Genomic DNA, 20,682 nt, shown 5'->3' on the forward strand with positions numbered 1-20,682 from the left:
CGTGACCACCCGCGAGAAGCACCTCGTCGAGCTCGTCGACGACGCCGGGCGTCCCCGGGGCGAGACCACCGTGTCGGCCGCCCACCAGGCCCCGGGCCAGCTCCACCGCGCCTTCTCCGTACTGCTCGTCGACCCCGACGGCCGGGTGCTGCTGCAACGGCGGGCGCCGGTGAAGACCCGCTTCCCGCTGCGCTGGGCCAACGCGTGCTGCGGCCACCCGGCGCCCGGCGAGTCCCTCGTCGAGGCCGCCAACCGCCGGCTGCGCGAGGAACTCGGCGCCGGCCCGGTCGAGCTGACCGAGGTCGGGGTGTACGTCTACTACGCCGAGGACCCGGCGACCGGTCGGATCGAGTTCGAGTACGACCACGTCCTGCGGGGCGGGTTCCAGCCGGGCGACCCGCTGCTGCCCGACCCCGACGAGGTGGCCGAGCTGCGCTGGGTCGACCCCGTCGCCCTGCTGGCCGACATCGACACCGACCCCCGCCCGTACGCGCCGTGGCTCGGCGGGGTGGTGGACCGGCTGCTGCACCCCGCGGGGCCGACCGTCGGCCCGCCGGACCCGGTCGGGCCGCCGCCGAACGACGCGCCGGAGCGGTCGGGTGGCCGATGAGGCACTGAGCGCGGGGGCCGTCGCCCGGCGGCTCGGTGTCGCCGTCACCACCCTGCGCACCTGGCACCAGCGCTACGGCCTCGGGCCCAGCGAGCACGTCCCCGGGCACCACCGGCGCTACACGCCGGCCGACCTCGCGCGCCTGGAGATCATGCGTCGGCTCACCGCCCAGGGGGTCACCCCCGCGGAGGCGGCCCGCTGGGCACGCCGCGCGCCGGACGCCGTACCCGCCGACGCCGGCGCGCAGCCACGGGTTCCCACCGTCGGCGCTCGGGACGGCGGCGGATCGACGATTCCGGTCGGCCGGGCCGGGCCGGCGGCCCGCGGGCTGGCCCGCGCCGCCATGCGGCTGGACTCGGTGGCGATCGGCGAGACGATCGCCCGGGCCCTGCACGCGGACGGGGTGATCGCCACCTGGGACGGCCTGCTGCGCCCCGTGCTCTTCGGCATCGGCGAGCGGCACGCCGCCACCGGTGCCCTGATCGAGGTCGAGCACCTGATGTCGCGCTGCGTCTCGGAGGCGCTCGCGGTGGTCGCCCGGGCCGCCGCGCCCGCCGGCCCGGCGCGCATCGTGCTCTCCTGCGCCGACGAGGAGCAGCACACCCTGCCGCTGGAGGCGCTCGCCGCCGCGCTCGCCGAGGCCGGCGTCGGTTACCGGATGCTCGGCGCCCGGATGCCGCTGCCCGCGCTGGTCGAGGCCGTCAGCCGGACCGGGCCGGCCGCCGCGGTGATCTGGTCGCACACCCGGGCCACCGCCGACCCCGCCCAGCTCAACGCCCTGCTCGCCGCGCCCCGCCGCCCGCTGCTGGTGCTCGCCGCGGGGCCGGGCTGGCTGGCGGACTCGCTCCCCGCCGGGGTGGTGCGGCCGGTCGACCTCAGCGAGGCGGTCTCGTTGGCGCTCGCGCTGTGCGACTCGCTGGGCCAGGCCTCGGCGTACTGACCGGGGGTCCCGACGCGAAACGGCGTCCACTAGCGTCGGGAGGTCCGTCGACCCCGACCCCTCCGGGAGCGAACGATGCGTCCACGCGCCCTGCTGGCCGCCGGTCTGGCCCTGCTCCTCCTCGGCGGCTGCGGCGACGGCGCCACGAGCGGCCGGCGGGCCGCCGGCCCCGACCCCGTCGCCTCCGCCCCGCTGCCGGCCGAGCCGACGCCGTCGGTCAGCCCACGGCCGACCCCCACCGCCCCGCCCAGGCGGCTGGTCCGCCCGCTGCCGCCCAAGCTTCCGGCGGGCCTGCGTCGTACGACCGGCGCACGGACGGTGTCGCTGACCTTCGACGACGGGCCGGATCCGCACTGGACGCCGAAGGTCCTCGACCGCCTCCGGGCGGCCCGGGTCACCGCCACGTTCTGCGTGGTGGGCACGCAGGCCCGCCGGCACCCCGAGCTGCTCCGGCGGATCGTGCGCGAGGGCCACCAGCTCTGCAACCACAGTTGGAACCACGACCTGCAACTCGCCCGGCGGCCGGTCGCCGAGATCCGGCGGGACCTCCTGCGCACCAACGCGGCCATCCGGGCGGCGGTGCCGGGCGCCAAGGTGCCGTTCTACCGCCAGCCGGGCGGCCGGTGGACGAGCGAGGTGGTGACGGTCGCCAGGCAGCTCGGCATGCGGTCGCTGCACTGGAACGTCGACCCGCAGGACTGGGGCAAGCCGACCGCCGCGACGATCTCCAAGCGGGTACGCGCCGCCGCCCGGCCCGGCTCCGTCGTACTGCTGCACGACGGGGGCGGCGATCGGGCTGCCACGCTTGCCGCCTGCCCACACCTGATCACCGACCTGAAGCGCCGCTTCGGCATCGCCCAGCTCCGCTAGAACCCTCTTGACCTGCGGTTTTGTCGGGCGTTGTGGCTGGGGCCATACCGGTTTGGTCGAGAGACCGACCATCACGTAAGCTATCCAAGCCTCCGGCGGGGCCGGATGGGAGCAAGTCCGCTTGAAGTTGCGAGTGTGCAATGATGGCGGGGCCGCCCTCATCGTCTAGCGGCCCAGGACGCCGCCCTTTCAAGGCGGTAGCACGGGTTCGAATCCCGTTGGGGGCACGGTCCGGCTTCGGTCGGAGGCAACAAAGCTAGGTCCTGTGGAGCAGTTGGAGTGCTCGCCGCCCTGTCAAGGCGGAGGTCGCGGGTTCAAGTCCCGTCAGGACCGCCAGCGCTGAACGCCGCGCCATGCGCGGCTTTCTGCGTATCGGGGCGTGTGACCCTCCCGGCGGAGAATTCGCCGTGCGGGTAGCATGAACCGAGCAACACGGCCAGGTAGCTCAGTTGGTACGAGCGTCCGACTGAAAATCGGAAGGTCGGCGGTTCGACCCCGCCCCTGGCCACATAGCCTTTCGCCGGGCTAAAGGGATCCCCACCAGCGGAAACGCAGGTGGGGATCTTCTTGTACGCCCTCCCGGCGAATCGACGCTGCCCGGCTCCTGCCCCCTGACGGCCCCAGCCCTCGCCAGGCGTGGCTAGCGCCGGAGCGGCGCGGACAGTCCCACTGCGGTCAGCAGCAACGCCAGGGAGACCGCGAACAGGGCGACTCCCACCGGATAGGGCACGGCGATGACAAACGGCGCCTGTTGGATCAGCAGGCCCGCACCGATCATGGCCTGGGCGCCGCCCAGACGGACGGGCTGGGCCTGCTGGCTCGGCGTCAGGCGAGCGAGCCGAACCCAGGCTGCGGGAAACCGTCGTGACGTGGCCACACGCAGTCCGAGGACGACCCAGGCCAGGCTGAGGACCACTATCGCCACGCGCAGGGCGATCATCACCGGGTCCGGGTCGTCCACGCTCATGAGGCCATCATCGGAGTGACGTCAAGGCCGGAAGAACGCCTCCGCCCCGGCCGGACACGGCCCCACCCCCGGATCGACGGTCATCAGGAGCGGAACCTCCTTTGGCCGGGCCGCGCTGTCGGACGTGCGCGCTACCGTCCCGCCGTGGCGATCAGGATCAGTTTGACCCTCGACTGCAGGGACGCGAAGCTCCTCGGCGAGTTCTGGAAGACGGCGCTGGACTATGTCGACGAGCCGCCGCCCGCCCCCTTCCGCACCCGCGAGGAGTGGTACGCGAGCTTCGACCTGCCCGAGGACGACTCGGTCGACGACGGGGCGTGGCTGTGCGATCCCCGGGGCGTCGGGCCCGCGCTTTCCATCCTCAAGGTCCCCGAGCCGAAGACGGCGAAGAACCGCCTGCACATCGACGTCCGGGTGCCCGGGCACGGCACCCCCGACGAGCGCTGGGCGCGGATCAGGGCCAAGTCCGAGCAGTTGGTGCAGGCGGGCGCGACCGTCCTGGAGGACGTCACCGGGCACCACATCGTCATGGCCGACCCGGAGGGCAACGAGTTCTGCGTCGCGGCGACCTCCGTTTGACGGCATGCCCCTGGCGGCACCGCCCACAGCGCAGGTGATGAACCCGGGGCGCCTGGCGGTGGGTCAGATGGTCGTGGTCGGCGTGGCGGCTGCCCTGTTCCTGCGCGTACCCACCAGCAGCCCCTGGTGGGTACGGATCACCTCGGGCGCGTCGATCGCTCTCTTCGTGGTGGTCACGACCGTACTGCGGGTCCTCGACTGATCACCATGGCCGGCCACGCCGCCGCGTCAGCGTTTCTGCTGGCGGTGCTGGGCCATCCCGCCCTGGATCGCCTCCCAGACGCTCCGACCGGCCTGCCTCAGCGTCTCTCCCGCCTGCTCGGCGAACTGGACCGCGCTCTGCGCGCCGCCACCTGCACCGCCGGAGGTTTCGGTCTTTCCGCCCGGTCCGCCCTCGGAGGGACCGCCCGAGGGCTCACGCTGCCCGGCACCCTGCCCACCGCCGGGACCGCCGGCCGTTCCTCCCCCGGGGCCACCGACCCTCTCGCCGCCCGGCTTCTGCGCGGTCTGTTCCTCTCGACCGGGCCGCTGCCCACCCTGCCCCGAACCACCGGGCCGCTGCCCACCCTGCCCCGAACTACCCGGTTGCTGCCCGCCCTGGCCCGGACCACCCGATGGCGCCCCGCCCCGCTCCGGACCGCCCGGCTGCTGCCCACCGTGCCCCGGACCGCCCGGTTGCTGCCCGCCCTGGCCCGGACCGCCCGATGGCTGCCCACCCGGTTGCTGCCCGCCCTGGCCGCGTTCCGGTTCTTCGGGCTTGCCCGGCTCCCGGTGGGTCGCCTCGCGCTGCGCCTGCTCGCGGGCGCGCTGCGCCTGGCCCTCTTCGCCTCCGCCCCCCGATCCGCTCGCGAGGCCGCCACCCGGATGGGCCTGCCCAGCCCCGGGTTTCCCACCCTCCCCGGTCCCGGACGTCCCAGCCTGTCCGGCTCCGGGCTCCCCGCCCCGCCCGGGGCCACCCGGCTCCCGCAGGGTCCGGTCGGCGACCGCGCCGATCGCGCCCACCTGCTGACCGAGGTCGTCGGTCGCGCCGCCGGGCCGCTCCAACGGACCCTGCCCGGCAGGTGTGGGAAGCTTTCCGACCCCACCGGGAAGCTGATCGCCCAGCCTGGTCACCCGCTGCGTCGCCCGGTCGACGTCGTCCAGGGAGGCCGTCGCCGTACGCGACAGCGCCTCGATGATCTGCGGATTGCGGTCGATGGTGGTCAGGGCCCGGTCGAGGATCTCCACCAGCTTCTCCAGCCGCACCTTGAGCAGCGCCTCGGCGTGCACCCCGGTGATGTCCAGCTCGACGCCCCGCAGATGCACCCGGACCCCGGCGTCGAGTTCGAGGAGATTGGCCAGCCGGGTGCGCAGGGACACGTCGGCGTCCAACCCGTCCACCGCGAGCCGGATCGAGTCGACCGACACCTCCGGGATGTCCAGCAGGACGTCCGGCTCGGCCTCCCCGCCCCGACGGGTGGGCTCACCGCCCCCGCCGCGCCGAACAGGCTCGGCCTCCCCGCCGCGCCGTTCCGGTTCCCGCTGCTGCGCGTTCTCGCTCATGATCCCCGCTCCGCATCCTCCGGCCGGGCCGGCCGGGACCGTTCGGCGCGGGTACCCGCTATCCGGGCGAACATCCCGCCGGAGCGGCGACGCGACCGCCACCGGGCACGGCCGTGACCGGCGCGGAACTGCTCCGCCACCGCGCCGTCGACGTCCGACAGCAGCGGATGGTCGAACCCGTGGGGTCGCCCGCCCCGATCACGTCGGCCCGGCCCGCGTACGGCGGCCTCGCGGGCCTTCTCTCGCGACGCGGCGGCGCTCCCGCCACGTCGAGCCCGGCGGCCCACTCGGCCGATGCGTCCCCTGGGCCGCAGGGTCGCCAGCAGTAGGACAGGGCCGGAAAGAGAGCCCGAAGCCGGCAAGCAGGAAGCTGCGCACCCGGGCATCAGCCGGTATGGTCCCGGCCTATGGGACAGGAGATGGCTGACCTGGCCGACGTCCGACAAGAGTCCGAACGATTCGTGTTGCGCAGCGCCCTCCTGGTCCCCGCCCCCGCGGAGTTGGCGTTCGAGGTGTTCACCGGTGCCTTGGCGCAGTGGTGGGTGGTGGAATACACCTGGTCCGGGCCGGAGCAGCTCGCCGACCTGGGCATGGAGCAGCGCGCCGGCGGCATGCTCTACGAGATCGGGCCGCACGGCTTCCGCTGCGACTGGGGCCGGGTGCTGACCTGGGATCCGCCGGAGCGGCTGGTCTTCACCTGGCAGATCGGCGCCGATCGGGCACCGGTGCCGGATCCCGCGAAGGCGAGCGAGGTGGAGGTGCTCTTCCACCCGGACGGGCCGGAGCGGACCCGGGTGCAGGTCGAGCACCGACACTTCGACCGGCACGGCGAGGCCGCCGAGGGCTACCGGCAGGCGCTGACCGCCGGCTGGCACGAGCTGCTCACCCGCTACGCCGCCAGGGTCGCCGCCCACGCCGGCTGACCGGCGGCGGGGTCAGCGGCCGAGGCCGGGAGGTGCGCCCGGTGCGGTGGCGACACCACGCCCGCCGAGGTCGGCGCGACGGCCCGCCTCGGCACCCGGGCCGAACCCGCCGCCGGCCAGCCGGCGGGGCGCGGCGGTACGCAGCCGCGGGTACACCTCGGCAACCCGGTGCCGGACCCGGTCCGACCGGTCGGCCAGGACCAGCGCCACCGAGGGCTCGCCGGCCTCGGCGACAGCCCCGGCCTCCGCCGCCCGCAGGCGCGCCCCGATCACGTGGGCGAACCCGGCCAGCCACGACCGCCGGAAGGCGGCGACGTGGGCGCCGACCGGCGTCTCGGCGCCGGCCAGCCCGTGCGCGGCCTGCACCAGTAGCGACGTGAAGAGCAGCTCGACCCGTTCCAGGTCGCTGGCGAAGCCGAACAGGTGCATGGCGAAGCCGGCGCCCTCCCGGCGACGCACGCAGCGGCAACGCAGCGGATCGGCGACCGCGGCGAGGAGGCCGGCCTTGTCCCGGGCGTACGGGGCGACGACCTCGACCACCCGGTCGCCCACCGGGTCCGTGGCGGGGTCCCGGGCGGCCAGCAGCGCCCGGTCCACGCCGTAGCGGGCGATCAGCTCGGTGGCCTTGGCGGTGAAGGCGGCCGACTCGGCGGGAGTGCAGGCCGGATCCTCGGCCTGGGCCAGCAGCTTGCGCACCTTGCTGAGCATGGCGTCGGACATGCCCCTCAGCCTGTCACGCCGCCCCGGCCCCGCCGCACCGCGACCGACCGGCCGCCGGCGTTTCCCGCGGCCGAAGAGGCCCGAAAGCGGTCAGGTTGCCCGGCTACGCAGCGTCGCCACGGTCGACCCGGCGAGCGTGAGCAGGCACTCCGGCAGCAGCCCGTCGGCCGCCGCCGCCCCGAACAGCGCCTCGCCGGTGTCGTCGTCGGCGTTGGCGTACGCGCTGACGAAGCGGGCCACCCAGCGGGTGTCGTAGCCCGCCTCGTCGATGCCCGGGAAGTCCAGCGCGCACGCGCCCGCCGGCACCGGATCGCCGACCATCGTCGCGGCAAGACACCAGGCCACGCCGTACGCGCCGGCCAGTCCCGACCGGTCGACGACCGCGTCGAACGCCCCCGCCACCGCGTCGCCGTCCCCGGCCAGCGCCGAGCGGAGCACGGCGGTCGCGTCGTCGAGCGTCTGCTGTGGTGAGTCCGTCACCCACAGCACGGTACGGGGGAGGGTCAAGCCATCCGCCGATGGTTACCGTGCGTAGTCAGGGCGGGCGACCTGCGGATTGACGCACCTCCGTGGTCCCGCAGCACGCGCCAGCACGCTAATGTGCGCAGCGGACCTTCGCCGGAGGAAGGACGACCATGTTCAAGTCACGCGCCTCGCGGGCGGCCACCCTGGCTGCCTGCGCGACGTTCCTGCTCGCCACGAGCGCCTGCGGGACCGATGAGCCCGAGGAGGCGGTCACCCACCAGGTGCGCCTCTACGGCACCGACGGCAACATGCTGAACTCGTACCCTGCCGAGCTGAAGGATCGCGCCGGCCTGGTCGACGGCATGAAGGGCACCACGCCCATGACGCCCCTGCCCGAGGACTTCAAGAACCGGCTACGGTCCATCGACCCGAAACTGGGCGACTTCCTCTACTCGGCCGAGGCGTACGACGCGGTGGTGATCAGCGCGATCGCCGCCCAGCTCGCGGGCACGACGGACCCGGCCGCCATCGCGAAGCAGATCGTCGGGGTCACCAACGGCGGGCAGCGCTGCGAGCGGGTGGCGGAGTGCCTGACCCTGGCCCGGGCGGGCCAGGACGTCGAGTACCGCAGCGTCTCGCTGACCCGGGCCGGTTTCACCGACGCCGGAGAGCCGTCCACCGCGAGCTACGGCACCCTGCACTTCGACGGCCAGCGGCTCAACGACGGCAAGACCGAGTTCGTCGGTGCCGGTGACGAGTCGGCCGCGAGCACCAAGGCCCCGCCGAAGGCGAAGAAACAGCGTGGCGGCCGCACCGACCGCAGCGACGGCTCGCCGCTGGTCCTGGGCGGCCTGCTGCCGCAGACCGGTGACCTGGCCCTGGCGTACCCGCCGCTCAGCGCCGGCACCAAGCTGGCGATCAAGGAGATCAACGCGGCGGGCGGGGTGCTCGGCGAGCCGGTGGTCTGGATCGACGGCGACGACGGCACCAACCCGACGGTCGCCAAGGCCACCGTGGCCAGCCACGTCGGGCGCAACGTCCACGTCATCATCGGCGCCGGCGCCTCCGGCATCTCCCGGGCCGTGCTGCCCGACGTCGTGCAGGCCGGGAAGGTGCTGTTCGCCCCGTCGAACACCGACGCCAGCCTGACCGAGCTGGACGACAACGGCCTCTACTTCCGCACCGCCCCGCCGGACAGCCTCCAGGGCCGGGCGCTGGCCGACGTGATCCTCCGCGACGGGCCGCAGAAGATCGCCATCGTGGCCCGTAAGGACTCCTACGGCGAGGGCCTCCAGGGCACCGTCCGGGCCGAGCTGGAGCGGGCCGGCATCGACGGCGACCGGCTGAAGCTGCTGACCTACGACCCGCCGGAGGACGCCAAGGCGAACCCGGTGAACTTCGACGCGGGCGCGAAGGAGATCAAGAACTTCGGCGCGGAGGCCGTGCTGATCATCGGCTTCGCCGAGTCCGCACAGGTGATCCGGGCGCTGGCTGACGCCGGGGTGCAGATCCGGCACTGAGCCACGCCCCATCGGCACGAACGGCCGCACCGGTCACCGGTGCGGCCGTCGTCGTCAGTGCTCTCAGCGGGGACGTCGCCGCTCGAGGAACTCCGTCATCCGCCGGTGCTTCTCCTCGTCCTCGAAGAGCACCGCCTGGCTGACCAGGTCCAGGTGCGGGTGCGCGGCGGCCGGCGCGTCGACCGCCAGCTTGGTGAGCCGCAGCGCCAGCGCGGACCCCTTCGCCATCTCGTCGAGCAGCCCGTGTGCCGTGGGCAGCAGCTCGCCGGGCTCGGGCACCACCCGGTTGACCAGCCCGATCCGCAGCGCCTCCTCGGCGTCCACGCGGCGGCCCGTGAAGAGCAGTTCCTTGGCCCGGGCCTCCCCGACCAACGCCGGCAGCCGGTGGGTCGCGCCCGCGCCGGCCAGGATCCCCAACCGGACCTCCGGCTGGCCGAACACGGCCCGCGCCGTGCAGACCCGCAGATCGCAGGCGTACGCCAGCTCGGCGCCCCCGCCCAGCGCCGGCCCGTCCACGGCCGCCACGGTCGGCATCGGCAGCGCCCGGATCCGGGCGAAGGCCGCCGAGTTGATCGCCGCGAGGGCGTCCAGCCGGCCCCGCTCACGCAGCTGCCCGATGTCCGCCCCGCCCGCGAAGATCCCCTCCGTGCCGCCCGTGAGCAGCAGCAGGCGGGGCCGCGCCTCCAGCTCCGCGCAGACCTGGTGCAGCTCGGCGATCAGGTCGGCGTCGATGGCGTTGCGCTTCTCCGGCCGGTCGAGCGTCACCACCAGCCGGTCCGGCTGCTCCTCGATCCGCAGCCCGCTCACGAGCGGGTCCCGCCTTCCCAGCGGTAGAAGCCCTGGCCGGACTTCTTGCCCAGGCGGCCGGCGGCCACCATCTCCTCGAGCAGCGGCGGCGGGGCGAACCGGTCGCCGTACGCGGCCTGGAGGGTGCGCGCGATGTCGAGCCGCACGTCCAGCCCGACGATGTCGGTCAGCTCCAGCGGGCCGACCGGGTGCCGGTAGCCGAGCACCATCGCCTTGTCGATGTCGGCGGGGCTGGCCACCCCGTCGGCGACCATCCGGATCGCCTCCAGCCCGAGGGTGACCCCGAGCCGGGAGGTGGCGAAGCCGGGCATGTCGCGTACGACGACGGGGTCCTTGCCCAGCCGGCCGGCGAGCGCGACCGCCTCGGCGGTGGTCTCCGCCGCGGTGGCCGGGCCGACGACGACCTCCAGCAGGGCCATCGCCCAGACCGGGTTGAAGAAGTGCAGCCCCAGGAAGCGTTCCGGCCGCGCCAGCCCCTCGGCCAGCGCGGCGATCGGGATGCTGGAGGTGTTGCTGCCCAGCAGCGCCGGCCGCAGCGCCTCGGCCTCGCGCAGCACCGTCCGCTTCAGGTCCGGCCGCTCCGGTACGGCCTCCACCACCACGGCCGGCTCCTCGGCGACCTCGGCGAGCCCCGCCCGCAGCGTCACCCGCTCCCGGTTCGTCGCGGCCCGGTCGGCGTCGAGCTTGCCGCGCGCCACCGCCCTGTCCCACAGCTCCCCGAGCCGCTCGACGGCCGCCGCGCCCCGGGCCCGGTCCACTTCGACCAGCTCGACGGCGTGTCCCGCCCCGGCCGCCACGTACGCGATGCCGAGCCCCATCGTGCCGGCCCCGACCACGACAAAGCGGTCGCTCATGACGCCTCCCCGTCTCCCGTGGCGGGACGGGGTTGACCCGCGCCCCGCCAACCGCTCCACTCGCTCATGCGCCGACCCTATGCAGCGGCGACCTCCACGACATGCGTGGGGGCGCGGCGGATCGGGTACCACGGCAGCCAACCGAGGGAAGGACGGCCAGATGAGCCAGGCACCGGAGACCGTGCACGCCGCCGAGACGGCGGAGACCGTGGAGACCCGCGGGGACGAGCGGGTCGACCTGCTGCGCGCCGACACCAACAACGACGGCCGCACCGACGTCTGGGTCGCCGACACCGACGGGGACGGCAAGCCCGACCTGTACCAGTTCGACACCGACCACGACGGCAAGGTGGACATCACGATGGTCGACCTCGACGAGGACGGCACCCCGGACGAGGTGGTCGACGGCGACGGCGGCCTCCCGCCCGAGCAGCTCTCCCCGACCGTCTAGGGCTGACAGCCCTTCCGGTACGAAGGGCGTCAGGAGGGGCACCTTCCTCCAGCGACAGCGCCAGGAGGTGCCCCTCCGTGCGCCCTGTGCGGGCGTCAGCCGGCGAGGCGCAGGGTGGCCAGGTAGTACGGCGCGTCCCGATCGTCCACGTCGGTCAGTCGCCAGCCGCTGCCCCGGACGAGTTCGGCGAGTTCGTCCGGGGAGCAGACCAGGTAGTCGAACCACTCGGTGCCCAGTTCCCGGTAGCGCAGCCGCAGCCGGAGCTGCCCACCGAGGCGTCCCCGGCGCCGGTTGTGCTCGTGGTAGCCCGTGTGCACCGGGTCCCGGGTGCCGTACGGGTCGGTGCCCTGGGCGATGACCTGCGCTCCCGGCCGGGCCAGCGCGGCGAGCGCGGCCAGCAGGGCCGGCGCCCGTTCGCGCCCCTCCAGCAGGCCGACGTTGTTGCCGAGCAGCAGGAACGTGTCGTAGCGGCGGCCGTCCGCGACGTGCGCGTCGACCGTGCCGTGCACCAGTTCCCGTACGCCCCGGCGGCGGCAGACGGCCAACGCTCCGGCCGAGGTGTCCAGCCCGGTGACGGGCACGCCCCGCTCCTGGAGCAGCAGCGCGATCCGGCCCGCACCGACGCCGACGTCCAGGGTCGCGCCCCGGACCCGGTCCACGGCCCGGTGGTCGTACGGCTGCCAGTCCGCCGGCGGGTCCAGGTAGTGCCCGGCGGACGCGCCGTTGACGAGCCCGTCGTCCCGTTCGATGATCTCGATGACCGGCCGCGGCAGCCGCCCGCCGGCCAGCGGCCGGGGGCCGACCCCGGTGGCCACGGCGTACGCGTCGCGCACCAGCTCTCCGAACACGTCACCGATCTGTGGTTGGGCCGTCACGGGCTTCACGCTATCCGGCCGGTCAGTCAGCCGCACCGGTCGTATCCTGGCGGGGTGACCACCTTGGACCGCCTCGGCGCGGAGAAGTACATCCTGCTCACGACGTTTCGCAAGGACGGTCGGGCGGTGCCGACCCCGGTCTGGGCGGTGCGTGACGGCGACGCCCTGGCGGTGTGGTCGGCCGCGGACGCCGGCAAGGTGAAGCGGATCCGGCGCAGCGGGGACGTCACGGTGGCGCCGTGCGACGTCCGGGGCCGGCCGCATGGCGAGGCGGTCCCCGCCCACGCGACCCTCTGCGACGTGGCCGGAACCCGGCGGGTACGCGAGCTGATCAAGCAGAAGTACCGGATGCTCGGCCGGCTGAGCATGCTCGGCAGCCGCCTGCGGCGCGGCGAGAGCGGCACGATCGGCATCCGGGTCGTCCTCGCGGACGGGCCGTCGACCGGCGCCTGACCGCCCCGCCGCGCGTACGCGGGCGGGCCCGGACACGACGAAGGGCGGCGGATCTGGTCCGCCGCCCTTCGTGCAGGTCTGTTTACTCCCGTTCGGTCAGTCCCCCTGGCGCTGCTGGGGAATCTGTCCCTGCAACAGTGCCCTGACCTCCGACTCCCGGTACCGGCGGTGTCCGCCCAGCGTGCGGATGGCGCTGAGCTTGCCCGCCTTGGCCCACCGGGTCACCGTCTTCGGGTCGACACGGAACATCGACGCCACCTCGGCCGGTGTGAGTAGCGGCTCTGGTTCGTGCGTTCGCGATGCCATCGGTCACTCCTCCACATGTATAGACATCGGCCGGGGTCCCGCCGGCCGACGCGTCTCCCATGGTCCGGCTAGTCCCCGATGTCCGACATGGGCCGAACGGCCGAACGTCCCTAGACGGACGGATGAACCATGCCCGATTTATGCGACTTTTACACGGCAGAAAGTACCTTATTCGGACTCATGATCACGGTTCGTGATGCGTCAACTACGAACTAGCCTCGACTTTGCGCCGTCTTTTGGGCGATTTTGCGTCAGTTGCACCGTTCCAGCAACTGGACCGCCCGCCAGCGCGCGACCAGCCTGTCGTACGCCGCCGAAGCCTCCTCGGCCTCGCCCCTGGACAGCCCGGCCAGCCCGGTCGCCACCAGCTCGGGCGAGTCGTCGGCGGCCAGCGTCTCGTCCGACAGCAGCTCGACCAGGCCGCCGTAGTCCAGCTCCACCATCGACCGGGGGTGGAACTCCTCCAGCCAGCGGGCGGCCTCCTCGACCGCCTCCGTGATCGGCGCGTCGCCGATCGACTTGCGCAGCACCGACAGGGCCCGGGACGACCGGCGCCGCGCCTTGGAGATGTCCGTGCGGTAGGACAGCGCCCGGCGCCCGGGACGCGTCACGTGGTGCCGCTCCTGGGGGTCGAAGAGCACGAACCACCGCAGCGGCACGCCCCACGTGGCGATCTGCTCGTGCACCCGCGGCACGCCGTGCTCCAGCACCCGGGCCCCGCTGCGCCAGTCCTCCACCACGGCCTTCGCCTGACCGGCGAGCACCGGCGGGACGAAGGCGTCGGCGAGCACCGGGGGCACCCCGTCGCGCGCGTTCAGCGCCGCCTCGGCGACCCGGATGCGCAGGTTCCACGGACAGACGAGCAGGCTCTCGTCGGTCTCCAGGACGTACGCCTCGTCCGGCAGGTCGGGCAGCCGGGTCCAGCCGGCCCCCAGCGCCTCCAGCACCGCCGTCCGTTGCCGGCCCGGCCCCTCCACCGGTGCCACCGCGCGCCCCTGCTCGACGTAGCGCCGCCAGTACGACTGGCGGTCCCGGTCGAAGGCGGTCAGCGGCTCGTACACGCGCAGGTATGAAGCGAAGAGGGACGGCACGGCGCGATCCTCCCACGAATCGGAACCCGACCGTCGTCGGCAGCGCGATCACGCGAGCCGGGGGCGGCCGGACGGCGTCGGCCGATACTAGGCTCAGCGGCACCGGCAGCATCCCGCCGGCGGTCCACCGGTCCGCGTCCCACAAGGACGCACCCCCCCACACCAGGAGCGAGCCATGGGCGTATTCACCAGCACCGAAGACCCGGGATCCAGCGGTCACGAACAGGTCGTGTTCTGCCAGGACAAGCAGAGCGGCCTCAAGGCGATCATCGGCATCTACTCCACGGCGCTCGGCCCCGCGCTCGGTGGGACCCGGTTCTACCCGTACGCCAGTGAGTCCGACGCCCTCGCCGACGTGCTCGACCTCTCCCGGGGCATGGCCTACAAGAACGCTCTCGCGGGGCTCGACCTAGGCGGCGGCAAGGCGGTCATCTGGGGTGACCCCGAGCGGATCAAGAGCGAGGCGCTGCTGCGCGCGTACGGTCGCTTCGTGCAGTCCCTCGCCGGGCGCTACTACACCGCCTGCGACGTCGGCACCTACGTCGCCGACATGGACGTGATCGCGCGCGAGACCTCCTACGTCACCGGCCGCAGCGTCGAGCACGGCGGCGCCGGCGACTCCTCGATCCTCACCGCCTGGGGCGTGTTCCAGGGCATGCGGGCCACGGCCGAGCACCTCTGGGGCGCACCGACCCTCGCCGGCCGGCGGGTCGGCGTGGCCGGCCTGGGCAAGGTCGGCAAGTACCTGGTGGGCCACCTGATCGACGACGGCGCCGAGGTGGTGGCGACGGACGTCAGCCCGAAGGCCCTGGAGTGGGCGCGCACCACCTACCCGCAGGTCACGCTGGTCGACGACGCCGCCGCGCTGGTCGCCGCCGACATCGACGTGTACGCCCCGTGCGCGCTCGGCGGCGCGCTCAACGACGACACGGTGCCGGTGCTGCGCGCCAAGGTCGTCGCGGGCGCGGCCAACAACCAGCTCGCCCACCCCGGCATCGAGAAGCTCCTCGCCGACCGTGGCATCCTCTACGCCCCGGACTACGTCGTGAACGCCGGCGGCGTGATCCAGGTGGCGGACGAGATCGACGGCTTCAACTTCGAGCGGGCCAAGCTGCGGGCGACCCGGATCTACGACACCACGCGGGAGATCCTGCGTCTGGCGGACGCCGAGGGGGTGCCGCCGGCGGTGGCGGCGGACCGGTTGGCGGAGCGGCGGATGGCCGACGTCGGCCGCCTGCGCACGATCCACCTGCGCTGAGCGCCCCGGGGGCGGAGCGTCCGGTTCCGCCCCCGGCCCCACCGGGCGGCTCGTCCGGTTAGGCTGATTTCGCGCGGCTTTGCCCGGTGTCACGGGCGCTCCCGGCACCGGTCCTTACCGGGTACAATCGGTGACGTCCGGATGACCGCGACGCGCGGTGTCGGTCGACGGTAACCCGAGGTGCCGAACGGTGGCATCCCCATGTACCGTAAGAGCCACGAGAGATGCCTGACGTCATCGGGGCCCGCCTTCGGGCTGCCCCGCATTCTGTGCGAGGGGGTCGAGCCATGGGGCGCGGCCGTGCTAAGGCCAAGCAGACGAAGGTGGCGCGGGAGTTGAAGTACCACTCCCCGAACACCGACCTCACCGCCTTGCAGCGCGAACTGGCGGGTGCTGGTAAGTCTGAGCACAACTTCGACGACGACTACAAAGAGTATGTCGACGACGATGATGAGGATCACGCGGACGAAGACCCGGATCCCTGGGTACGTCCGCCCCGCTGACCTCCGGTAACAGCTGAGCACGCGGTGATCGCCCGCGTGCTCACGCATGTGCCCATCGAAGCGGCGCCACTACCGACGATCAGGGACCTGCCCTCTCCGGAGAACGCTCCGGTCGACAGGGCAGGTCCCTGATCACGGTCCGCCCTCAGCGGGGACGGTTGTTCCAGTTGTAGAACGTCGGGATGTTCTCGAAGTGGTTCCAGGCGCAGACGGCGCTCGCGCCGTCGCCAGCCGCCACCTCGGCCCGTAGTCGTCGCGCGGCCTCGGCCTCGCGTAGGAGTGCGGTGAGTCCCGGCGCGGCTTCCCGCACCCGGTCGGCGATCTCGTCCGGGGCGTCCGCCCTCCGGTCAGGCTGCCGGTGACTGGTGGTCTCGGGCATGCTCCAACACTCCCTCCAGTAAGTGGATCTTGCTGTTCCGGCAGTGCGCGGTCTGCGTACCGTCGAAACGCCCCAGCTCGAAGTAGCGGTTGGCCGCGTGGCCGCCACCGCAGAAGCCGAAGTAGGGACAGGAAGAGCGGCACGCCTCGACGCCGGCGAGGAACTCGCCGACCCAGGGCGTCCGGTCCGCGTGGGCGAGGATCTCGGCCAGCGGGGTGGCCAGCACGTTGCCGCTGGTGAAGTCGCCGTAGCGGACGTCGGTGAAGCCGGCCAGCTCGGGCGAGAGCACCGTCACCGAGCCGTCGTGGCCGATGGTCGGGATCGGGTCCAGCCGCCGGGGCAGCACGTCGTCGGCGGTGCCGTCCAGCACCGCGGCGGCGTACCGCAGCGACCACTCGACCTCGCGCAGGTGGATCCGGGGCTCCCGGCGCCAGGCCGCCACCAGCTCCGCCCAGAAGGCGCTCACCAGCCGCGCGTCGTGGGAGTTGTCGCGGCGGTTGACCCCCTCGGTCTCCTCGATGTTGACGCCGAGCACGTCGCAGCCGAGGTCGAGGAAGTAGTCGTACAGCTCGGTGGCCAGGCCCGGCCCGGGTCGGCCCACCACCGCCAGCGCCGAGAACGGCAGACCGTGCCGGCGCAGCGCCGCCACCCCGCGCACGATCCGGTCGTACGCGGGCCCGCCGCCCCGGGTGACCCGGTCGCCGTTGCGCTCCCGCGGGCCGTCCACGCTCACGCTCACCCGCACCCCGTGCTCGACGAAGAACGCGCACCAGGCGTCGTCGATCAACGTGGCGTTGGTCTGGACATGGTGCTCGACCTCGGGCCCGAAGGGCGCGATCAGCGCGGCGAGGTGCTCCCGGCCGGCCGCCAACGGCTCGCCGCCGTGCCACACCACCGAGAAGCGGCCCGCCGCCGCCCAGGGGTTCACCGACGCGGCGACCGCCTCGGCCACCGGCACCGGCATGCGCCGGTCGGCCGCGCGGAACGGCAGGTAGCAGTAGGCGCAGTCGAGGTTACACAGAGTGGTCGGCTGCATGACCACGTAGGAAGGGACGGCGGACAGGCCGCGCATCCCGCTGAGTGACCGTCCCCGAGCAGCCATTGCCCTCCTCAGCGCCTGAAGAGCGGTCGGGGAGCCCGGACGGGAGGCCCCGACCGCCTTGAGGGTGCCCTTCAGGCTAGGCGGCCACAGCCACTCGGGTGAAGCCCTGATCAGGTGTCCGTACGATCACCGCGAGTCGATCAGCCCCGGGTGTGCTGGCCGATCATCTGCACGTTGCCGGAGCCCTCGATGATCTCGCCGGCCTGCCACGCGTCGACGCCCCGGCCCGTCAGGGTGGCCAGCGCGCGGTCCGCGTCCTCGGCGGAGACGATCGCGAACATGCCGACGCCCATGTTGAAGGTCGCCTCCATCTCCGGGTCCTCGATCCGCCCCTTGGACTGGATCAGGTCGAAGATCGGCTGCGGCTTCCAGGTCGACCGGTTGACCACCGCGTCGACGTGCTCGGGGAGCACCCGGACCAGGTTGCCGGGAATGCCGCCGCCGGTGACGTGGGCGATGGCCCGCACCTCGGCCTCGGCGATCAGCTTGAGGCAGTCCTGCGCGTAGATCTTCGTCGGGGTGAGCAGCTCCTCGCCGAGGGTGCGCTGCCGGCCGAAGTCGTCGATCACCACGTCGAGCCGCATCCGGCCGGCGCCCAGCAGCACGTGCCGCACCAGCGAGTAGCCGTTGGAGTGCAGGCCGGAGGAGCGCATCGCGATGACCACGTCGCCCACCTCGACCCGCTCGGGGCTGAGGATGTCGCTCTCCTCCACCACGCCGACGCCGGTGGCGGAGATGTCGTACTCGTCCGGGCGCAGGACGCCCGGGTGCTCGGCGGTCTCGCCGCCCAGCAGGGCGCAGCCGGCGTACCGGCAGCCGTCGGCGATGCCGGCGCCGATCTCGGCGACCTTGTCCGGCACGACCTCGCCGGTGGCGATGTAGTCGAGCAGGAACAGCGGCTCGGCGCCGCAGGCCACCAGGTCGTCGACGACCATCGCGACCAGGTCGATGCCGACCGTGTCGTGGATGTCCATCTGCTGCGCGATCACCAGCTTGGTGCCCACGCCGTCCGTGGAGGAGGCCAGGATCGGGTTCTTGTACTTCTTCGTGTCCAGCCGGAACAGGCCGGCGAAGCCGCCCAGGTCACCCATCACCTCGGGGCGCCGGGTCTGCTTCACCTTCGACTTCAGCAGCTCGACGGCGCGGTCGCCCGCGTCGATCGAGACCCCGGCGTCCGCGTACGAGACCGAGCGTTTGCGCGCCGGGCGGCTGGTGCCGGCCGTCCAGGGCTGGCGGTCGCCGTTGGCGCCGGTCGGGCTGCTTCCTGCGCCGCTGCGCTCGGACACGTGCGTCACGGTTCTCCCCTTTGGTTCTGGCGCCGGGCCGGCGGTGACCGGGTCGCGCCGGGTGGTGCTACGGGCGGTGTGTGGTCACGCCGCCCGGAGTGGCGACGAGCGGGGCGTTGTGTTCAGGGGTGTCGGACACCTGCGCGGCGACCCGCCGGCCCACCCCTTCGAGGACGTGCTTGCCGATCAGGTTGCCGGCGGGGAGCTCGATCGGGTATTCCCCGTCGAAGCACGCGCGGCACAGCCGGGTCTTCGGCTGCTCGGTGGCGGCGATCAGGCCCGACAGCGACACGTAGCCGAGCGTGTCCGCCCCGATGGAGCGCCGGATGCCGTCGTTGTCCAGGCCGTTGGCCAGCAGCTCGGCACGGGTGGCGAAGTCGATGCCGTAGAAGCACGGCCAGTTGACCGGCGGCGAGGAGATGCGTACGTGCACCTCCAGCGCGCCGGCCTCGCGCAGCATCCGCACGATCGCCCGCTGGGTGTTGCCGCGCACGATCGAGTCGTCGACCACGACCAGCCGCTTGCCCCGGACGTTCTCCCGCAGCGGGTTGAGCTTGAGCCGGATGCCGAGCTGACGCAGGGTCTGCGACGGCTGGATGAAGGTGCGCCCGACGTACGGGTTCTTCATCAGGCCGGCGCCGTAGGTGATGCCGGACTCCTCGGCGTAGCCGATCGCGGCCGGGGTGCCGGACTCCGGCACCGGGATGACCAGGTCGGCCTCGACCGGGTGCTCCTTGGCGAGCTGCCGGCCGATCTGCACCCGGGCGGAGTGCACGTTGCGCCCGGCGATGGTGGCGTCCGGTCGGGCGATGTAGACGTACTCGAAGAGGCAGCCCTTGGGTTCGGGCGTGGCGAACCGGTTGGAACGCAGCCCGTCCTCGTCGATCGCGATCAGCTCGCCGGGCTCGACCTCGCGGACCACGCTCGCGCCCACGATGTCCAGCGCGGCGGTCTCGCTGGCGACCACCCAGCCGCGTTCCAGCCGGCCCAGCACCAGCGGGCGTACGCCGTGCGGGTCGCGGGCCGCGTAGAGGGTCGACTCGTCCATGAACACGAAGCTGAACGCGCCGCGCAGCTGCGGCAGCACCTCCAGCGCCGCCGCCTCGACCGACAGGTCCGGGCGGCTGGCCAGCAGCATCGTCACCAGGGAGGTGTCGTTGGTCGAACCGTCGGCGACCAGGCCCCGCTCGGTGACCTCGCGCTGGAGCTCGGAGGTGTTGACCAGGTTGCCGTTGTGGGCCAGCGCGATCGTGGTGCCGGACGTCGTGGACCGGATGGTCGGCTGGGCGTTCTCCCACGTCGAGCCGCCGGTGGTGGAGTAGCGGGCGTGCCCGATCGCCACGTGCCCGCGCAGGCTGGCCAGGGTCGGCTCGTCGAAGACCTGGGCGACCAGGCCGAGGTCCTTGTAGACCACGACACCCGAACCGTCGCTGACCGCGATCCCGGCGGCCTCCTGACCCCGGTGCTGGAGGGCGTAGAGCCCGAAGTAGGTGAGGTTGGCGACCTCCTCCCCGGGCGCCCAGACGCCGAAGACGCCACACGCGTCCTGGGGACCGGGTCGTTGGGGATCAAGGTCGTGGCTCAGCCGGCCGTCGCCTCGGGGCACCTGCGCTCCCTCATGCTGGTCTGGACCGGCCTTGCGGAATCACGCGGGGAGCGGATCCGCCTTCCTCGACCGGGACCACTGTTCGTCGCCTGACAGTGTACGCGAATCCCTGTCGACACAGAAAGTCACGATGCCGCTCCCACGCGTCACCCCTCGCAGGTGTCGCCGCAGCTAGAGCGGCAGGTACGCGGAGAGATCCGCCCGGATTCCGCTCACTCGTACGCGACCCTCGGTGATCGCCTGGGCCCAGCCGAGCCGCCCGGTGGCCACCGCCAGCCACGTTCCGGGCTCCATCTCGACGACGTTCGCCGGCGTGCCACGGGTGTGTCGGGGACCGGAAACGCACTGAACTGCACCGTAAGGTGGGACACGCACCTCCACCGATCGGCCGGGGGCGCGCTCCGCGAGGGCGGTCAACAGGGTACGGACCGCCTCCCGGAGAACCGGCCGTTCGGGCGTACGCCCCTCGTCGAGCGCCGACAACGCCGCCGCGACTGCGGCGGACTTAATGTGCGGAGAGGACACGACGGGACGATACGGCTTCAGCACCTCGCGCCTGACGCTGGCCCTGGGTC

The 20,682-nt window shown here is 73.1% G+C and carries 25 protein-coding genes and 3 tRNA genes; 14 read left to right on the top strand and 14 right to left on the bottom strand.

The genetic code is table 11. The features are described 5' to 3' along the window. Position 1: 1 nt before the first annotated feature. The 6 genes from idi to ACGFIG_RS19735 all read left to right on the top strand — a co-directional run bounded on the left by idi (position 2) and on the right by ACGFIG_RS19735 (position 2,928). Positions 2–610, top strand: coding sequence for an isopentenyl-diphosphate Delta-isomerase (gene idi, locus ACGFIG_RS19710; RefSeq protein ID WP_393004803.1), 609 nt, complete (start codon positions 2–4; stop codon positions 608–610). Then, positions 600–1,550: a MerR family transcriptional regulator gene (locus ACGFIG_RS19715; RefSeq protein ID WP_393004805.1), complete on the top strand. Its 951-nt coding sequence runs from the start codon at positions 600–602 to the stop codon at positions 1,548–1,550. The genes idi and ACGFIG_RS19715 overlap by 11 nt, the downstream gene beginning before the upstream one ends. Positions 1,551–1,625: 75 nt before the next feature. After that, the gene (locus ACGFIG_RS19720; protein WP_393004807.1) at positions 1,626–2,420 is read left to right on the top strand and encodes a polysaccharide deacetylase family protein; all 795 of its coding nucleotides are present in this window, start codon (positions 1,626–1,628) and stop codon (positions 2,418–2,420) included. Positions 2,421–2,574: 154 nt separating this feature from the next. Then, positions 2,575–2,647 (top strand) — tRNA-Glu (locus ACGFIG_RS19725). Positions 2,648–2,679: 32 nt separating this feature from the next. Next, positions 2,680–2,756 (top strand) — tRNA-Asp (locus tag ACGFIG_RS19730). A gap of 98 nt (positions 2,757–2,854) precedes the next feature. Next, a tRNA-Phe gene (locus ACGFIG_RS19735) sits at positions 2,855–2,928 on the top strand. A 132-nt stretch (positions 2,929–3,060) separates the two neighbouring features. Here the strand turns inward: ACGFIG_RS19735 and ACGFIG_RS19740 are convergent. Continuing rightward, positions 3,061–3,387: a hypothetical protein gene (locus ACGFIG_RS19740; RefSeq protein ID WP_393004809.1), complete on the bottom strand. Its 327-nt coding sequence runs from the start codon at positions 3,385–3,387 to the stop codon at positions 3,061–3,063. A gap of 144 nt (positions 3,388–3,531) precedes the next feature. Here ACGFIG_RS19740 and ACGFIG_RS19745 point away from each other — a divergent pair, with 144 nt between their 5' ends. After that, entirely contained in the window at positions 3,532–3,966 is a 435-nt protein-coding gene (locus ACGFIG_RS19745; RefSeq protein ID WP_393004811.1) for a VOC family protein, read from the top strand. A gap of 4 nt (positions 3,967–3,970) precedes the next feature. Continuing rightward, positions 3,971–4,168 carry a hypothetical protein gene (locus ACGFIG_RS19750; RefSeq protein WP_393004813.1) on the top strand — a complete coding sequence of 66 codons (198 nt, stop codon included), beginning with the start codon at positions 3,971–3,973 and terminating at the stop codon, positions 4,166–4,168. A gap of 26 nt (positions 4,169–4,194) precedes the next feature. Here the strand turns inward: ACGFIG_RS19750 and ACGFIG_RS19755 are convergent, their stop codons facing one another. After that, positions 4,195–5,508, bottom strand: a complete 1,314-nt coding sequence (locus tag ACGFIG_RS19755; protein ID WP_393004815.1) for a hypothetical protein — start codon at positions 5,506–5,508, stop codon at positions 4,195–4,197. Between the two features lie 407 nt (positions 5,509–5,915). Between ACGFIG_RS19755 and ACGFIG_RS19760 the strand changes: the two genes are divergently transcribed. After that, positions 5,916–6,431 (top strand): SRPBCC family protein, encoded by a 516-nt coding sequence (locus ACGFIG_RS19760; RefSeq protein WP_393004817.1) that lies wholly within the window; start codon positions 5,916–5,918, stop codon positions 6,429–6,431. Positions 6,432–6,443: 12 nt separating this feature from the next. On the opposite strand, the gene ACGFIG_RS19765 is transcribed toward ACGFIG_RS19760, so the two are convergent. Together ACGFIG_RS19765 and ACGFIG_RS19770 are read right to left on the bottom strand one after the other, a co-directional pair. Then, positions 6,444–7,151, bottom strand: coding sequence for a DUF2786 domain-containing protein (locus tag ACGFIG_RS19765; RefSeq protein WP_393004818.1), 708 nt, complete (start codon positions 7,149–7,151; stop codon positions 6,444–6,446). A gap of 90 nt (positions 7,152–7,241) precedes the next feature. Continuing rightward, positions 7,242–7,631: a hypothetical protein gene (locus ACGFIG_RS19770; protein WP_393004820.1), complete on the bottom strand. Its 390-nt coding sequence runs from the start codon at positions 7,629–7,631 to the stop codon at positions 7,242–7,244. A 155-nt stretch (positions 7,632–7,786) separates the two neighbouring features. On the opposite strand from ACGFIG_RS19770, the gene ACGFIG_RS19775 reads away from it, so the two are divergent. After that, positions 7,787–9,136, top strand: a complete 1,350-nt coding sequence (locus ACGFIG_RS19775; protein WP_393004822.1) for an ABC transporter substrate-binding protein — start codon at positions 7,787–7,789, stop codon at positions 9,134–9,136. 63 nt (positions 9,137–9,199) lie between these two features. Here the strand turns inward: ACGFIG_RS19775 and ACGFIG_RS19780 are convergent, their stop codons facing one another. After that, the gene (locus ACGFIG_RS19780; RefSeq protein ID WP_393004824.1) at positions 9,200–9,943 is read right to left on the bottom strand and encodes an enoyl-CoA hydratase/isomerase family protein; all 744 of its coding nucleotides are present in this window, start codon (positions 9,941–9,943) and stop codon (positions 9,200–9,202) included. Next, positions 9,940–10,797 (bottom strand): 3-hydroxyacyl-CoA dehydrogenase family protein, encoded by an 858-nt coding sequence (locus ACGFIG_RS19785; protein WP_393004826.1) that lies wholly within the window; start codon positions 10,795–10,797, stop codon positions 9,940–9,942. The genes ACGFIG_RS19780 and ACGFIG_RS19785 overlap by 4 nt, the downstream gene beginning before the upstream one ends. Before the next feature lie 160 nt (positions 10,798–10,957). Here ACGFIG_RS19785 and ACGFIG_RS19790 point away from each other — a divergent pair, with 160 nt between their 5' ends. Continuing rightward, positions 10,958–11,248 carry a hypothetical protein gene (locus ACGFIG_RS19790; protein ID WP_393004828.1) on the top strand — a complete coding sequence of 97 codons (291 nt, stop codon included), beginning with the start codon at positions 10,958–10,960 and terminating at the stop codon, positions 11,246–11,248. Between the two features lie 95 nt (positions 11,249–11,343). Here the strand turns inward: ACGFIG_RS19790 and ACGFIG_RS19795 are convergent, their stop codons facing one another. Beyond that, a complete protein-coding gene (locus ACGFIG_RS19795; protein ID WP_393004830.1) occupies positions 11,344–12,123 on the bottom strand; it encodes a class I SAM-dependent methyltransferase in 780 nt (259 codons plus the stop codon). Positions 12,124–12,177: 54 nt separating this feature from the next. Here ACGFIG_RS19795 and ACGFIG_RS19800 point away from each other — a divergent pair, with 54 nt between their 5' ends. Further along, on the top strand, positions 12,178–12,576 hold the full coding sequence (locus ACGFIG_RS19800; RefSeq protein WP_393004832.1) for a PPOX class F420-dependent oxidoreductase: 399 nt from the start codon (positions 12,178–12,180) through the stop codon (positions 12,574–12,576). Between the two features lie 96 nt (positions 12,577–12,672). On the opposite strand, the gene ACGFIG_RS19805 is transcribed toward ACGFIG_RS19800, so the two are convergent. Continuing rightward, the gene (locus ACGFIG_RS19805) at positions 12,673–12,882 is read right to left on the bottom strand and encodes a BldC family transcriptional regulator (protein ID WP_007073996.1); all 210 of its coding nucleotides are present in this window, start codon (positions 12,880–12,882) and stop codon (positions 12,673–12,675) included. Between the two features lie 251 nt (positions 12,883–13,133). After that, a complete protein-coding gene (locus tag ACGFIG_RS19810) occupies positions 13,134–13,973 on the bottom strand; it encodes a hypothetical protein (RefSeq protein WP_393004834.1) in 840 nt (279 codons plus the stop codon). Between the two features lie 175 nt (positions 13,974–14,148). Here ACGFIG_RS19810 and ACGFIG_RS19815 point away from each other — a divergent pair, with 175 nt between their 5' ends. Together ACGFIG_RS19815 and ACGFIG_RS19820 are read left to right on the top strand one after the other, a co-directional pair. Beyond that, a complete protein-coding gene (locus tag ACGFIG_RS19815; protein WP_393004836.1) occupies positions 14,149–15,231 on the top strand; it encodes a Glu/Leu/Phe/Val dehydrogenase in 1,083 nt (360 codons plus the stop codon). A gap of 287 nt (positions 15,232–15,518) precedes the next feature. Beyond that, positions 15,519–15,734 (top strand): DUF3073 domain-containing protein, encoded by a 216-nt coding sequence (locus ACGFIG_RS19820; protein WP_089002617.1) that lies wholly within the window; start codon positions 15,519–15,521, stop codon positions 15,732–15,734. A 145-nt stretch (positions 15,735–15,879) separates the two neighbouring features. Here the strand turns inward: ACGFIG_RS19820 and amcA are convergent, their stop codons facing one another. The 5 genes from amcA to ACGFIG_RS19845 all read right to left on the bottom strand — a co-directional run bounded on the left by amcA (position 15,880) and on the right by ACGFIG_RS19845 (position 20,632). Continuing rightward, on the bottom strand, positions 15,880–16,113 hold the full coding sequence (gene amcA, locus ACGFIG_RS19825) for a multiple cyclophane-containing RiPP AmcA (protein ID WP_393004838.1): 234 nt from the start codon (positions 16,111–16,113) through the stop codon (positions 15,880–15,882). Beyond that, positions 16,082–17,185, bottom strand: a complete 1,104-nt coding sequence (gene amcB, locus ACGFIG_RS19830; protein WP_393005574.1) for a cyclophane-forming radical SAM peptide maturase AmcB — start codon at positions 17,183–17,185, stop codon at positions 16,082–16,084. Before amcB ends, amcA begins: the two co-directional genes overlap by 32 nt. Positions 17,186–17,355: 170 nt before the next feature. Continuing rightward, positions 17,356–18,510 carry a phosphoribosylformylglycinamidine cyclo-ligase gene (purM, locus tag ACGFIG_RS19835; protein ID WP_393004840.1) on the bottom strand — a complete coding sequence of 385 codons (1,155 nt, stop codon included), beginning with the start codon at positions 18,508–18,510 and terminating at the stop codon, positions 17,356–17,358. A gap of 58 nt (positions 18,511–18,568) precedes the next feature. Beyond that, a complete protein-coding gene (gene purF / locus ACGFIG_RS19840) occupies positions 18,569–20,107 on the bottom strand; it encodes an amidophosphoribosyltransferase (protein WP_393004842.1) in 1,539 nt (512 codons plus the stop codon). A 171-nt stretch (positions 20,108–20,278) separates the two neighbouring features. Next, positions 20,279–20,632, bottom strand: coding sequence for a sterol carrier family protein (locus tag ACGFIG_RS19845; protein WP_393004844.1), 354 nt, complete (start codon positions 20,630–20,632; stop codon positions 20,279–20,281). Positions 20,633–20,682: the final 50 nt, after the last annotated feature.

The sequence above is a fragment of the Micromonospora sp. NPDC049048 genome (genome assembly GCF_043197615.1).
Taxonomy (GTDB): domain Bacteria; phylum Actinomycetota; class Actinomycetes; order Mycobacteriales; family Micromonosporaceae; genus Micromonospora.